We start from the raw sequence: 13925 nt of genomic DNA, 5'->3' as shown, positions 1-13925 counted from the left end.
CCCCCACCGCCCCCGCTCTACGGCACCCCCGAACTCCTCGAACCCCACGCGCCCCCCACGGCGCCCCCGCCCGAACCCGCCCCGCACGAGCCGCTGCGTCCCCTCGCCGCCGCGCTGCTCAACCTCACCGGGCTCGGGCTCGGTTACGTGCTCATCCGCGCCTGGCTGCCCGCCCTCCTGTGCTGGGTGGCCACCGGCGCGCTGCTCCTGGTCGCCCTGCCCGCCGACGTCGACGGCGTCCCCGGCGGCGCCCTCGTCGGGTATCTCGCGGTCCTCGTGCTCGCCGCCGCCGACGCCGCCCGCCGGGCCCTCCGCGCGCCCATCGGCTGGCGGCTGCGGGCACCGCTGGCCGTCGGCCTCGGCGTCGTCCTGCTCGCCGTCCCGGCCACCTCCGCCGTCGGCTACGACGCCGCCCAGGACGAGGCCGTCGAAGGCATGCTGCTCGACCGCCTCGACAAGGCCGACGGAATCGTCAAGGCACAGGAGGGCCGCCCCTTCACGGCCTCCGAGAGCGACTACCGCACCGCCATGGGCCTCTACCGCGGCCTCGTCCGCGACCACGCCGGATCCCGCGCCGCCGACCGCGTCCCCGGCCGCCTCGACGCCTACTACAAGTCCGTCGCCGCGCCGTACGCCGACAAGCAGTACTGCGACGCCATCGAGCCCCTGAAATACCTGCGCACCCTGCCCGGCAGCGTCGGCGACGACCGCCTCGGCCGCCTCGCCACCTGGCCCGACGCCCGCCTCGCCGACTCCTACTACGAGTGCGGCATGTCCTCGCTCGGCAAGACCGGCGGCGGCGCGGACCTGCGCGAACTCCTCGACACCTTCCCCAAGTCCGACGCCGCCGGCAAGGTCGCGCCCGCCATCCGCGGCGCCATCGACGACCGCGTCGCCGAGCTGAAGGGCGCCGACCCCTGCACGGCCACCCAGGAGCTGCGCGCCATCCGCACCACCGCCCAGTCCCTGCCCGACGGCACGGGCTCACCCCTCGGCAGCAAGGCCGACGCCGCCGTCGAGCCCGGCGTCTACGCCTGCGGCGTCGACGAGTTCGAGGACGGCCGGTACTCCGAGGCCGCCAAGACCCTCGCCGGCTTCGCCGACACGTACAAGGACAGCGGCAGGCGCGAGCGCGCCCGCACCATCGCCATCGCCGCCGAGGTCGCCGCCGCCCGCCCGCAGGCCGGCGGCAAGCTGCCCGCGCAGCGACGGGCGGGCTCCGGCCAGGAGTTCGTCTTCAAGAACGACGGCCCGTCCCCCGTCGAGGTCCTGTTCACCGGCCCCGCCACCGGCACCGTCAAGCTCGGCGCCTGCGCGGGCTGTTCCACGTACAGCAGCCGGATCGAGGGCCGCGCCAAGGCATGCAAGGCGAGCGGCCGGAGCTACCCGCAGAAGACGCTGCGGCTCCCGCCCGGCGAGTACCACTTCCTCTACAAGCGCGGCGCCGGCGGCACCGGCCTGGTCCGCGACCACAGCGACGGCGCCAAGGTCCAGGGCGGGTACCGCTACACGGACTGCGCGTACGTCGTCAGCGGCGGCTTCGGCGACTTCGACGGCCGCACCTGAGCGGACGACCGCACCCGAGCGGGCGCTGCCCGCGGCCACGCCGGGCCTTGATTGCCCGGCGTCACCCCTCGTGATACACAGAGTGACCATACGTGCCTTCGTATGCCGTTCTGCGCCCGCCGCCGAACGGCTACGTGCGATGCGTACGACGAAACGTACGAAGTCGGCCAACAAATGACGTCAAGGCGGCACGCGCCGCGCCGATTGTCGGCGAGAATGACTCCGTCCTCTGCGCTGTGGCAGGCAGAGGTGGGCAATGGCGCGAGAACAACCCACTAGGGGCGGTGAGTTACACATGCTTATGGCAGCCGAGAAGGGCGACATCAACACCATCATCGGTGGGATCGCCCCCGACTGGGGCCCCTTTGGGGACCTGGGCAATGAGGCGCGCGTGATGATCGAGGTGGTGATGGCCGTCGCCATCCTGCTGTGCCTCGGCATCGCCATCTGGGGCGCCGCGAAACAGCGGATCGGCGCGACGGCACTGCGCGACACCTTCAGCGCGGAGCAGGGCAAGGGCCTGATCATCGCCGGACTCACCGGCGTCTTCATCATCGGCTCGCTGGGCACGCTGTTCACCATCGTGTACGGCATGGCGGTCTGACCCCCTTCCCCACCCGTCCGTCGCGCCCACCGGCTGAGGTTGCAACTCCCTGATGTCGAGTCACCACACCGCGCCCGCGCGGGAACCAGCACGGCTACCGTCGTCTCTGGTGTACCTGGCGGACCGCGCGGTCAAGCAAGAGGTTGAGGGGACGTACGCGGCATGAGCGATGACGATGACCTCTTCGGCGGTACGGGCGAGACCCGCACGCGGCTCCCCGACGGCGATGGCGCCGACGGGTACGGCTCCGCGCGCAGATCCGCCCGCTCCGCGGGGCGGTCCCCCTCGCGCAGCGTCATCACCGTCGTCGGCGTCGTGGTCCTCCTCATCGCGGCCATCGCCTTCGCCAACCGGGACGGTTCGTCGTCCGACGGGGGCGGGGAGGGCCGCGGCGGCGGCAACGGGACGGAGGCGGCCCCGACGGCCCCCACCGGCGAGAAGCCGGTGAACGGGAAGGCCGGGGGGATTCCTTCGGGGTACTCGAAGAGCGAGCAGGGCGCGCAGAGCGCCGCAGCCAACTACGCGGTGGCGCTCGGCTCCGCCGAGATGTTCGACAAGTCCCGGCGGGACGGCATCCTCAAGGCCATCATGGCTCCCTCCAGCGTGCGCAGATTCGAGGCGGAGCTCGACAAGGCGTACACCGCCGACTTCTTCAAGAACGTGGGCCTGAACGACGACGGGTCGACGCCGAGCGGCTTCCAGTTCGTCTCGCGCACGAGCCCGATCGGCACCAAGGTCACCGAGTTCGGCGGCGGCAGGGCCACGGTGGAGGCGTGGTGCGGCGGGCTGCTCGGTCTCGCCGGGGAGCAGTCGACCAAGCCGGTCACCAGCAGCTGGTTCACGATCACCATGAAGCTGGAGTGGACCGGCGGCGACTGGAAGATCACCACGCACTCCCAGAAGGAAGGTCCCGCCCCGGTCCCGGGCGACGACCGCGCGTCCAACTCCGACGAGATCGCCAAGGCGGTCGAAGGGTACGGAGGGTTCACCTATGCCCGGTAGTCGCCGCCGTCCCGTACTCACCGTCACCGCCGCCGTCGCGGCGGTGCAGACCACTGTCCTCCTCTTCGCGACGCGCGCCGCCGCCGCACCCGACGACGACCCCTGTCGCCTCATCCACGGCCCTGCCAAGAAGTACTGCGAGCAGGGCGAAGGCGGCGACAGCGGCGCCCCCAAGTCCCCCACCGACCGGGGGGGCGGCCTCTCCGAGCTGGACCCCCTCTCCTCCCTCGCCCGCGGCTTCGGTGACGCCGCCTCGTGGATCGTCAACAAGCTCACGGAGTACGTGAACGACACCGCCGCGGTGGACTTCACCAACGAGCGGTTCCTGCAGCAGTACGCCGTGGTGTTCGCCGCGTCGACCGTGCTGACCCTGATCGTGTGGCTGCTCGCGGTCGCCAAGCGCGCCATCCGCGGCGTGCCGATGCTCACCGCGCTGTCCGAGGCCATCGGGTTCCTGTGGCTCACCGTGCTCGCGTCCGCGTTCACGCCGCTGATCCTGGCCACCGTCGTGTCCGCGACGGACGGCATCTCCGAGGTGCTCGCCAAATCGGTGGGCGGCGAGACCGACAAGTTCTTCGGCACGTTCTCGCAGGCCCTGGACAAGGGCACGGACATCGGCGGCGGCCCGATCATGCTGATCGTCGTCTCTGCCGTGTCCATCGCCGCCGCGGGCATCCTCTGCCTGGAGCTGGTGATCCGCGCCGCCATGCTGTACGTCGGCGCGCTGCTCGGCACCATCGTCTACTCGGGCCTCGTCGACAAGAACACCTGGGGCCGCATCCGCCGCTGGGCGGGCCTGATGATCGCGATCATCCTGGTGAAGCCGATCATTGTGATCGTGCTCGGCATCGCGGGGGCGCTACAGGGAGAAGACGGTCCTGACTCGCTCTCGGCCGTCGTGTCCGGGCTCTCCGTCATCCTGCTCGCCATCTTCGCCAGCGCCTCCATCTACCGTTTCGTCCCGGGCTTCGGCGACGACATCATGGCCACCCGCAACAACCGCCTCATGCGCGGCGCCGAGAACCGCGCCGCCACCGCCCTCAACTCGCCCGCCGCCTGGGTCGCCCAGGGCATCCGCACCCACAGCGCACGCTCCAACGGCAAGGCCGGCGGCGGTCAGGCTGGCGGCGGCGACACCCCGGCCCAGCCCGCCGCGGCCCACGCGGTCGGCAGCGGTGTGTCCACCCACGGCCACCGCTCGGGCGCCCCCTCGGCCGGCGGATCCGCCCCGCCCCCGCCCCGTACGAGCCCGTCGAGCACCCCGCACGCGGGCGACCGCACCGGAAGCACCAACCGCACTGGAGGTGAAGGGCGTTGACGACCCAGTCCCATGTGTCCCCACCGGTCACGCCCCGCCGCACCTATCTGATCGGCCGCGCCCGGCCGAACGCCATCATCGGCCGCAACCGCGAGACCGGCGAGATCGCCCTGATCATCGCCGGGGCGTTCCTCGGCATGATGTGCGGCATCTTCGTCCCCTTCCTCTTCCTGCGCATCCTGCTGCTCATGGGCTTCCCGCTGATCGCCATCGGCGCGGTGTATCTCCCGTACAAGCAGCGCACGTTCTACAAGTGGTTCGAGATCAACCGCAGCTACAAGCGCTCGCTGCGCAGCGGCACCACCTATCGCTCCGGGGCCGCCGAGGCGGGCGTACGGCTCGACGGCCGCGAGGTCGAGGTCGGGCCGCCGCCCGGCATCGGCCGCATCAACTGGCTCGCCGCGCCCTTCGGCCCGGACGAGATCGCCGTACTGCTGCACGCCGACCGGCGGACGGTGACCGCCGCCATCGAGATCGAGGGCCCCGGCGTCGGCCTGCGCGACAGCGAGGACCAGGAGGCCCTCGTCGACCGGTTCGGCACGCTGCTCAAGCACGTCGCCAACGGCGACGGCTTCGTGACGCGCATTCAGATGCTCGCGCGTACGCTGCCCGCCGACCCGGACGCGCACGCCAAGGACGTCACGACCCGCGGCGACGACCGCGCGCTGCCCTGGATCCAGCACTCCTACGACCAGCTCCAGTCGATGGTGTCCACGTCCAGCGAGCAGCACCGCGCCTACCTCATCGCCTGCATGCACTACTCCCGCGACCTCGCCGCCGAGGCCCAGGCCATGGCGCGCGCCTCGCGCCCGCAGGGCGGCAAGAAGCTCGACAAGGACGCCGGTCTCGCCGTCGTCATGGCCCGCGAGCTGACCGACATCTGCTCCCGCCTCCAGGAAGCCGACATCCGCGTCCGCCAGCCCCTCGGCCAGGGCCGCCTCGCCTCCCTCGTGCACTCCATGTACGACCCGGACCACCCCATCGACCACATCCAGGCGATGACGAAACGTAATGCCTGGCCCGCCGAGCTCGACGCGATGGAGCCCACCTACCTCCAGGCGAAGACCCGCGAGTCCGCCACCCGCGCCCCCTGGTGCCACGCCACGGCCTGGGTGAAGGAGTGGCCGATGACGCCGGTCGGCGTGAACTTCCTCGCGCCGCTCCTGGTCCACACCCCCGACGTCATCCGCACCGTCGCCGTCACCATGGACCTGGAGCCCACCGAGGTCGCCATCGAGCGCATGCTCACGGAGAAGACCAACGACGAGGCGGAGGCCAGCCGCCAGGCCAAGATGAACCGCACCGTCGACCCCCGCGACATCGCCTCCCACTCCCGCCTCGACCAGCGCGGCGAGGACCTCGCGAGCGGCGCGGCCGGCGTCAACCTCGTCGGCTACATCACCGTCTCGTCCCGCTCCCCGGAGGCCCTCGCCCGCGACAAGCGGACGATAAGGGCCTCTGCCGGAAAGTCGTATCTGAAGCTGGAGTGGTGCGACCGCGAGCACCACCGGGCATTTGTGAACACGCTGCCGTTCGCGACCGGCATCCGGCGATGAACCACAACGGTAGGGGTGTGAAGGTGCGATGCGGGACCCGCTGACCGTCCTCACGGACGCGTTCACGTCCTTCCTGTTCGGGAAGGTCGAGACGACACGTCTCCCGGTGCGTACGTCGACGGGGCAGGCCCAGGCGGTCTATCTGCCGACGGCCGCGCCCGGCCTCGGCGACTCGGGCGTGATCATCGGCCGTGAGGTGTACTCCGGCAAGGGCTACATCTACGACCCGTTCCAGCTGTACGGCCAGCAGCTCCCGGCACCGCACTGGCTGGTGCTCGGCGAGTCCGGCAACGGCAAGTCGGCCTTGGAAAAGACGTATGTGCTGCGGCAGTTGCGGTTCAGGGACCGCCAGGTCGTCGTCCTGGACGCGCAGGGCGAGGACGGCGTCGGCGAGTGGAACCTCATCGCGCAGGAGCTGGGGATAACACCCATCCGGCTCGACCCGACGGCCGCCCTCGACATGGGCATCCGCCTCAACCCGCTCGACCCGGCGATCACGACGACGGGCCAGCTGGCGCTCTTGCGGACCATCATCGAGGTCGCGATGGGCCACGGCCTGGACGAGCGCTCCGGCTTCGCCCTGAAGGTCGCGCACGCCTACGTCAACGAGACCATCGTCGACCGCCAGCCCGTCCTCACCGACATCGTCGAGCAACTCCGCCACCCCGAGCCGGAGTCGGCGGAGGCCATGAACGTCGCCATAGACGACGTACGGGCCTGGGGTCTGGACGTGGCCCTGGTCCTGGACCGGCTGGTCGACGGCGACCTGCGAGGCATGTTCGACGGCCCGACCACGGTCGGCATCGATCTCGACGCCCCGCTCACCGTCTTCGACCTCTCCCACATCGACCGCAACTCCATCGCCATGCCCATCCTCATGGCGATCGTCGGCGTGTGGCTGGAGCACACCTGGATCCGCCCCGACCGGAAGAAGCGCATCTTCCTCGTCGAGGAGGCATGGCACATCATCAACTCGCCCTTCGTGGCACAGCTCTTCCAGCGCCTGCTCAAGTTCGGCCGCCGACTCGGCCTGTCGTTCGTGGCGGTCGTCCACCACTTGTCGGACGTCGTCGACGGTGCGGCCGCGAAGGAGGCGGCCCCCATCCTCAAGATGGCGTCCACCCGCACCATCTACGCCCAGAAGGCCGACGAGGCCCGCGCCACCGGCCGCGTCCTCGGCCTGCCCCGCTGGGCCGTCGAGATCATCCCCACGCTGTCCCCCGGCATCGCCGTCTGGGACGTCAACGGCAACGTCCAGGTGGTGAAACACCTGATCACGGACACGGAACGCCCCCTGGTCTTCACCGACCGCGCCATGACGGAGTCCGCGAGCGACCTGCTCGCCGACGACGCCCTCGCGGCGGCCGAACGGGAGGCGGAGGAAAGGGCCGCGTACATGGAACAACAGATGGGCAACGGACCCGCCGGGTCCTCCGGCTCCCGGTCGACGGTGGCCTGACATGCGGCAGGACGGTCGCTACGAGGAGCGGGGGCCGGGGCCGGGCGAGGGGCCGCGCGCACGCGGGGGGGTACCGGACGGCCTGCTCGTGGGCGTCCTCGCCTTCCTCCTCGGCATGGTGGTGCTGATCTGGTCGGCCACCGGCATCGCCGGCTTGTGGGCCCACGGCGAGTGGCCCGAGGGCGTCACCTTCGGCAGGACACCGCCCGCCGTACGCCATCTCCTCCAGCAGCCCCACGACGTCGCCGGCGCCTGGCCCGACACCCCCGCCGACCAGCTCTCCGGCTACGGCCTCCTCTGGGGCTTCCTCATCGGCCAGGTGATGGTCCTCGTCGTCCTGACGGTCTTCGTACTGGGAACGGTGGCGCGGTACAGGGCGGTACGGCGGGCCCGACGGGAAGAGCCCCGGAAGGCTCCGGAACGGCCAGAACCGGTACGGGAGGCACCGGTACGGGAGGGCGTCGTACCCGCACCTGCTGTACGGGATGAGGCTCCGGCGCCTGAAGTGTCCGTACCTGCTCCTGCTGCTACTCCTGCTCCCGCTCCCGCTCCGGCCCCCGCAGCCACCGACGTCGACCTCGCCAAGACCCCCCAGGTCCCCGCTCCCCGTACCCCCCTGGCCCCCCTGGTCCTGGGACCCCCGGAGACCCGCCGCCCCCTGGCGGCCCAAGCCATCGCGGACGCGGAATCCGCGGCCCTGGTCATCACGTCCGACCCCACCCTCTGGGAGGAGACCAAGGACGCCCGAGCGAAGCTCGGCCCCGTCCTGGTCTACGACCCCTCCCACCTCTGCGACACCCCGGCCCGCCTCCACTGGCCCCCCACCACCGGCTGCGAGGACAACGCCACGGCCGCCCACCGGGCTAGATCCCTCCTCGCCCCGATCAGGCCCAGCGCCAAACTGGACACCGCGGTCGCCGACACCGCGGAAACCCTGCTCCGCAGCTTCCTGCACGCCGCGGCCGTCGACGGCCGCAACATCAAGCACGTGCACCGCTGGGCCCAGGGCACCCAGGTCCAGGACGCGGTCCGCGTCCTGCGCACGCACCCCAAGGCGAGCCCGGGCGCGGCGGGTGAACTGGAGTCGGCCCTCACCGCGCACACCGAACGCCGGGACATCGCCCAGGAGTTGACGGCCCGAGCCCTCTCCGCCCTGTTCACGGTGAACGTACGGGAGTCCTGCACGCCGAACCGAACCGATGCGCTCACCCTGGATTCCTTCATCGATGAAGGGGGCACGCTTTTCGTGGTGGGTGAGGCGATCGAGGACCCCAAGACCAACCCCGGCGCGATGCCGCTCCTGACGGCACTCGCCTCCAGCGTGGTCGAGCACGGCCGGCGCATGGCCGAACGGTCATCCTCCGGTCGGCTCGACCCACCAGTCACGCTCGTCCTGGACGACGTGGCCGCGGTCGCCCCGCTTCCGCAACTGCCGGAGCTGCTCGCCGGCGGAGCGGAGCGGGGCATGCCCACCCTGGCCCTGCTCCGCTCCCGCGAGCAGGGCCGCGCCCGCTGGCCGCACGACGAACTGACCGGCTGAGCGGCTGACCGGCCGAGCGCCCCGTCGGCCGACCATCTCTTCGCACTAAAACGAGCGTTCTATCCAACGCGCCAACAGGTCAGTCACACCAAGCGGTCAGGCGGCCGCCCGCTCAAGGACCATCTCCCGCTCCCGCGCCCCCGGATCCCCGGGCACAGGGGCGACCTCCCCGCTGGGCACGAACCCGAACTTCCGGTAGAACGCCTCGGCACGCGGATTGTCCTCGTGCACGAAGAGCCGCACCCGCTCGACACCGGCCCCCTCGCCCTCCGGCGCCCGCGCCCAGTCGACCGCCGCCGAGAACAGCGCCTCGGTGATCCCCGTACCGCGGTGCTCGGCCCGCACGAAGACCCCCACAAGGTGCGCCTGCCGCACCGACGGGCCGACGCCGAGGACGCCCGGTGTCCCCGGCTCCTCGATCATCACCGTCACCGAGCCCGCCCAGTCGCCGTCCGGCCCCTCGGCGATGAACTGCCGCACCGGGCCACCCGGCGCGGCCGAGCCCTCGGCCCGGTCCTGCCAGAACTCGTCGGACTTCGAAGCGGCGTTCTCGTACGTCTCCAGGAAGGCGACCGGCGCCGCCGGATCCCGCAGGGCGAGCAGCCGCAGGTCACGGACCTTCCGCCATTCCCCGGCGCGCACGGGGCGTATGAGGTGTTCCATACACCGATCTTGGGCGGAGTACCGGCCGCACGCAACGCAATTCGCCCCCGGCCACGTGCCCCCGTCGTACCCCGGTACTACTCGCCGCCCGACGAAGCGACCCCGGTCCGACGCGCCCGCCCCCGCCCCGCCGCGACCATCGATCCATGATTCGGGCACACGGACTCACCAAACGCTACGGCGGCAAGCGCCCCAAGACCGCCGTCGACGACCTCACCTTCGAGGTCCGCCCCGGCACCGTCACCGGCTTCCTCGGCCCCAACGGCGCCGGCAAGTCCACGACCATGCGGATGCTCCTCGGCCTGGACGCGCCGACGGCCGGGCGCTGTACCGTCGGCGGCCGCGCCTACGCCACGCACAGCGCGCCCCTGACCGAGGTCGGCGCGCTCCTGGAGGCCCGATCGATCCACCCGGGCCGCTCCGCGTACCACCATCTGATGGCGCTCGCGCACACCCACGGCATCCCGCGCTCGCGCGTCCGGGACGTCCTTGACACGACCGGGCTCACGGACGTCGCGGGCCGCCGCGTGAAGGGCTTCTCGCTCGGCATGGGCCAGCGCCTCGGCATCGCGGCCGCCCTGCTCGGCGACCCGGCAACCCTCATCCTGGACGAGCCGGTCAACGGCCTGGACCCGGAGGGCGTCCTGTGGATCCGCAACCTCCTCAAGGCGCAGGCGGCCGAGGGCCGCACCGTCCTCGTCTCCTCCCACCTGATGAGCGAGATGGCGGTGACCGCCGACCACCTCATCATCATCGGCCGGGGCAGGCTGCTCGCGGACACGACGGTCGAACGCTTCGTACGCGACTCGGGCACCGGCTCGGTGAAGGTCGTCTCCCCGGCGGCGGCCCGCCTCGCCGACCTGCTCGCGGGCCCGACGGTGACCATCACCAGCGACGCCCCGGGCACCCTCGACATCCACGGCACCGACGCCGAGCACATCGGCCGCACCGCCGCCGCCCACGCCATCCCCCTGTTCGAACTCACCCCGCAGACCGCGTCGCTGGAGCAGGCATTCATGGACCTCACCCACGACTCGGTCGAGTACGTGACGTCCGGCGCACCGCTGGAAGGAGCCGCGGCATGACCACCACGGACACCACGACGGGGGTCGCCCCCAGCCCGTACCGCGTCACCCCCGCCCGGGTCCTGCGCTCGGAGTGGCACAAACTCTGGACGCTGCGCACCACCTGGATCACGCTGCTCACCGCGAGCGTCCTCGTCCTGGCCATCGGCATCACCATGGGCACCACGTACGACGGCGACGACGCCGACATCGACACGGTCGTCTTCGTCCTCTTCGGCACCCAGCTCTCCCAGATCTGCCTGGCCGTCCTCGGCATCCTGGTGACCGCCGGCGAGTACGCGACGGGCATGATCCGCGCGTCCCTGACCGCCGTCCCGCGCCGCGTGCCCGTGCTGTGGTCGAAGGCGGCGGTCTTCGCGGGGGTCGTCTTCGTGCTGTGCCTCGTCACGAACGTCGTCACCTTCCTGGTCGCCCAGATCTGGCTGGGCGGCACCGACAAGGAGCTGGCGCTGACCGACTCCGGGGTCTTCGGCGCCCTCGCGGGCAGCGCCGCGGCCCTCACGCTCCTGAGCCTGATCGCCCTCGGCCTGGGCGCGCTGCTCCGGTCGGTGCCCGGTGGCATCGGGGCGTTCGTCGGCTCCGTCCTGATCCTGCCGGAGGTCCTGACGACGCTGCCCCTGGACGCGGTGGACACGGCGGTCAAGTACTTCCCGGCGCAGGCCGCCTCGGCCCTCGGCTCGGTCACCCACGTCGACAACGCGGTCTCCCCGGGCACCGGACTGCTGTCCCTGACCCTCTGGGCCGCCGCGGTCCTCGCGGCGGCAGCACTGCTGCTGAGGCGCCGAGACGTATGAGGATGCACGCACGTGTACGACGATGAGCGGGTGACCCAAGCGTCTGACCCGCACCCCCTCACCCGGCACCTGCAGCAGCTCACCCAGCGGGCGCGCGCCTTCGACCGGCGCCGCCCGCTCGTGTGGGACGTGTTGCTCACGGCGTTCTTCGTGGTGGCGGCCGGCGTCGACTACATGGGCGGCGGCTGGCGCAACATCGCGGTCAACACGGACCTCCCCGGCTGGCTCATCGCGGTCCTGACCCTCGGCATGTCGGTGCCGCTGCTGTGGCGCCGCGGCAGGCCGATGACGGTCCTCGCCGTCATGGTGGGGTTCGGCGCGGTCAACAGCGTGACGGGCGCGCTGCTCCAGGTCGCCCTGGTGCAGCTCATCGTCCTGTTCAACATCGCGCTGCGGCTGCCGCTGCGCACGCTGGGGTGGGCCGGGGTGCTGATGACACTGCCGGTGGTCGCGGGCACGATCCGCTTCCCGAAGGGCAGTTGGGACCAACAGATCCTGCCGCAGCTGTGGGCGTACGCCATCGTCGGGCTCCTCGGCATCGCGGTGCGCTCACGCCAGGACTACACGCGGGCCCTGGTCGAGCGGGCCCGCCAGCTGGAGGTCGAACGCGACCAGCAGGCACGCCTGTCGGCCGCCGCCGAACGCACCCGTATCGCCCGCGAGATGCACGACATCATCGGCCACAACCTGTCGGTCATCACGGGCCTCGCCGACGGCGGCAGGTACGCGGCGGCCAGGTCCCCGGAGCGTGCCGCGCAGGCCCTCGACGCCATCGGATCCACGAGCCGCCAGGCCCTCGCGGAACTGCGCCGGCTCCTCGACGTACTGCGGGAGGAGGCCGCGGAGACGGCAGCCCTGGCCCCGCAGCCCGCCCTCACCGACCTGGACCGCCTCATCGACGGCGTCCGCGCGGCGGGCCTGCCGGTCCGCAGCACCTTCCACGGCCGCGCCGACTCCATACCCCCGGGCCAGCAGCTCACGGTGTACCGCGTGGTGCAGGAGGCCCTGACGAACACCATGAAGCACGCGGGGCCGGGGGTGACGGCGACGGTCGACGTCGCGTACGCCACGGACGGTGTGACCGTGGCGGTGACCGACACGGGCCGGGGCGGCGTTCCCTCCGGCTCGGGTCGAGGACTCACCGGCATGCGTGAGCGAACCGCCTTGTACGCGGGCACCATCGAGGCCGGCCCGCGCCCGCACCCCGAACCGGGCTGGCAGGTCCGGCTCCATCTCCCCCGCACCACCGCCCCTAAGGAATCCGCTCAGTGACGACCGTCCTCATAGTCGACGACCAGCCCTTGCAGCGCTTCGGCTTCCGCATGCTCCTGGAGAGCCAGGACGACATGACGGTGGTGGGGGAGGGCGGCAACGGCACGGACGCGGTGCGGATGACGTCCGGCCTGCGCCCGGACGTGGTCCTGATGGACATCCGCATGCCGGACATGGACGGCATCGAGGCCACGCGCCGCATCGTCGCGTCGGGCGCCCACTCCCGGGTGCTGATCCTCACGACGTTCGACCTCGACGAGTACGCGTACGCGGGTCTGCGGGCCGGCGCTTCGGGGTTCCTCATCAAGGACGCGCTCCCGGAGGAACTGTTGTCGGGGATCCGCGCGGTGGCGACGGGCGACGCGGTGGTGGCGCCTCGCCTGACGCGGCGTCTCCTGGATGCCTTCGTCGACCACTTGCCGTCCGGCGGGCAGGACAGCGAGGCATCCGCGGACCCCGCGAAGCACCCCCTCCTGTCGGCCCTGACGGATCGCGAACGCCAGATCCTCACGGTGATCGGCCAGGGCTGGACGAATGCGGAGATCGCCGCCCGCCTGCACCTCGCGGAGTCGACGGTGAAGACGCATGTGGGCCGCATCCTCGCCAAGACGGGTGCGCGGGACCGGGTGCAGGCGGTCATTTTGGCGTACGACACGAAGCTGGTGCGGCCGTCTTGAGTCGGTGGGCCGGGGAAGCGGATCGGAGAGGCGGATCGGTGAATTAGATCGGTTGGGCGGTTCCCGGCCGGCGGCCTCACTCGTTGACGTATATCCGGAGCGCTCTGCTTCGGCCGCGAGAAGAGGAGATATTTGTGCGTCGGATGAGTATTGCCCTGGCCCTGGCGGTGGCTGCCGGTGGGCTCGGCGCGTCGGCGGCGGTCGCCCAGGCCGCCGCCCCTGTTGCGGGCCCGCCGTGGCCGTACGCGGACTGCCTCAAGGCGACCAAGCAGAAGGGGGAGAGCCCGTCGCAGGGCAGGCGGCACTGTGACCAGCTGGTGCAGAAGGGCTGGATCAAGCCGCCGAACCGGTGACTGAAATCCCCCGCAGAACGCAGAAAACCCCCGTGC

At 71.5% G+C, this 13925-nt stretch carries 13 protein-coding genes; 12 read left to right on the top strand and 1 reads right to left on the bottom strand.

The window, feature by feature from the left end:
- The 7 genes from STRAU_RS03575 to STRAU_RS03545 form a co-directional block, all read left to right on the top strand.
- Positions 1 to 1566: hypothetical protein (locus tag STRAU_RS03575; RefSeq protein ID WP_106967797.1), on the top strand; the 1566-nt coding region annotated here is incomplete at its 5' end.
- A 295-nt stretch (positions 1567 to 1861) separates the two neighbouring features.
- A complete protein-coding gene (locus tag STRAU_RS03570; protein ID WP_037657336.1) occupies positions 1862 to 2170 on the top strand; it encodes a hypothetical protein in 309 nt (102 codons plus the stop codon).
- Positions 2171 to 2332: 162 nt separating this feature from the next.
- Positions 2333 to 3172, top strand: a complete 840-nt coding sequence (locus STRAU_RS03565; RefSeq protein ID WP_016638862.1) for a DUF8175 domain-containg protein — start codon at positions 2333 to 2335, stop codon at positions 3170 to 3172.
- Positions 3162 to 4490 (top strand): hypothetical protein, encoded by a 1329-nt coding sequence (locus STRAU_RS03560; RefSeq protein ID WP_016638861.1) that lies wholly within the window; start codon positions 3162 to 3164, stop codon positions 4488 to 4490. Before STRAU_RS03565 ends, STRAU_RS03560 begins: the two co-directional genes overlap by 11 nt.
- On the top strand, positions 4487 to 6046 hold the full coding sequence (locus STRAU_RS03555) for an SCO6880 family protein (RefSeq protein WP_037657334.1): 1560 nt from the start codon (positions 4487 to 4489) through the stop codon (positions 6044 to 6046). Before STRAU_RS03560 ends, STRAU_RS03555 begins: the two co-directional genes overlap by 4 nt.
- A 28-nt stretch (positions 6047 to 6074) precedes the next feature.
- A complete protein-coding gene (locus STRAU_RS03550) occupies positions 6075 to 7505 on the top strand; it encodes an ATP-binding protein (protein WP_016638859.1) in 1431 nt (476 codons plus the stop codon).
- A 1-nt stretch (position 7506) separates the two neighbouring features.
- Positions 7507 to 9045 carry a type IV secretory system conjugative DNA transfer family protein gene (locus STRAU_RS03545; protein WP_037657332.1) on the top strand — a complete coding sequence of 513 codons (1539 nt, stop codon included), beginning with the start codon at positions 7507 to 7509 and terminating at the stop codon, positions 9043 to 9045.
- Positions 9046 to 9141: 96 nt separating this feature from the next.
- Here STRAU_RS03545 and STRAU_RS03540 read toward each other — a convergent pair whose 3' ends face one another.
- Complete coding sequence (locus STRAU_RS03540) at positions 9142 to 9708, bottom strand: GNAT family N-acetyltransferase (protein ID WP_016638857.1); 567 nt, start codon at positions 9706 to 9708, stop codon at positions 9142 to 9144.
- Between the two features lie 146 nt (positions 9709 to 9854).
- Here STRAU_RS03540 and STRAU_RS03535 point away from each other — a divergent pair, with 146 nt between their 5' ends.
- From STRAU_RS03535 to STRAU_RS03515, 5 genes are all read left to right on the top strand, one after another.
- The gene (locus tag STRAU_RS03535; RefSeq protein ID WP_016638856.1) at positions 9855 to 10793 is read left to right on the top strand and encodes an ABC transporter ATP-binding protein; all 939 of its coding nucleotides are present in this window, start codon (positions 9855 to 9857) and stop codon (positions 10791 to 10793) included.
- Positions 10790 to 11587, top strand: a complete 798-nt coding sequence (locus STRAU_RS03530) for an ABC transporter permease (protein WP_016638855.1) — start codon at positions 10790 to 10792, stop codon at positions 11585 to 11587. The genes STRAU_RS03535 and STRAU_RS03530 overlap by 4 nt, the downstream gene beginning before the upstream one ends.
- A 30-nt stretch (positions 11588 to 11617) precedes the next feature.
- Positions 11618 to 12859, top strand: coding sequence for a sensor histidine kinase (locus STRAU_RS03525; protein WP_106967798.1), 1242 nt, complete (start codon positions 11618 to 11620; stop codon positions 12857 to 12859).
- Positions 12856 to 13536 (top strand): response regulator, encoded by a 681-nt coding sequence (locus STRAU_RS03520; RefSeq protein ID WP_016638853.1) that lies wholly within the window; start codon positions 12856 to 12858, stop codon positions 13534 to 13536. The genes STRAU_RS03525 and STRAU_RS03520 overlap by 4 nt, the downstream gene beginning before the upstream one ends.
- Positions 13537 to 13679: 143 nt before the next feature.
- Positions 13680 to 13889, top strand: a complete 210-nt coding sequence (locus STRAU_RS03515; protein ID WP_037657330.1) for a hypothetical protein — start codon at positions 13680 to 13682, stop codon at positions 13887 to 13889.
- The last annotated feature ends 36 nt before the right edge of the window (positions 13890 to 13925 follow it).

The sequence above is a fragment of the Streptomyces aurantiacus JA 4570 genome, from assembly GCF_000414115.1.
GTDB lineage: Bacteria > Actinomycetota > Actinomycetes > Streptomycetales > Streptomycetaceae > Streptomyces > Streptomyces aurantiacus_A.
The sequence above is the reverse complement of the archived record's forward strand: the minus strand, read 5'-3'. Positions and strand labels throughout refer to the sequence as shown.

Bases quoted from the DNA above. Each gene is read 5' to 3' on its own strand.
- STRAU_RS03570 (WP_037657336.1), top strand. From the start codon at position 1,862: ATGCTTATGGCAGCCGAGAAGGGCGACATCAACACCATCATCGGTGGG.
- STRAU_RS03565 (WP_016638862.1), top strand. From the start codon at position 2,333: ATGAGCGATGACGATGACCTCTTCGGCGGTACGGGCGAGACCCGCACG.
- STRAU_RS03560 (WP_016638861.1), top strand. From the start codon at position 3,162: ATGCCCGGTAGTCGCCGCCGTCCCGTACTCACCGTCACCGCCGCCGTC.
- STRAU_RS03550 (WP_016638859.1), top strand. From the start codon at position 6,075: ATGCGGGACCCGCTGACCGTCCTCACGGACGCGTTCACGTCCTTCCTG.
- STRAU_RS03545 (WP_037657332.1), top strand. From the start codon at position 7,507: ATGCGGCAGGACGGTCGCTACGAGGAGCGGGGGCCGGGGCCGGGCGAG.
- STRAU_RS03540 (WP_016638857.1), bottom strand. From the start codon at position 9,708: ATGGAACACCTCATACGCCCCGTGCGCGCCGGGGAATGGCGGAAGGTC.
- STRAU_RS03535 (WP_016638856.1), top strand. From the start codon at position 9,855: ATGATTCGGGCACACGGACTCACCAAACGCTACGGCGGCAAGCGCCCC.
- STRAU_RS03530 (WP_016638855.1), top strand. From the start codon at position 10,790: ATGACCACCACGGACACCACGACGGGGGTCGCCCCCAGCCCGTACCGC.
- STRAU_RS03515 (WP_037657330.1), top strand. From the start codon at position 13,680: ATGAGTATTGCCCTGGCCCTGGCGGTGGCTGCCGGTGGGCTCGGCGCG.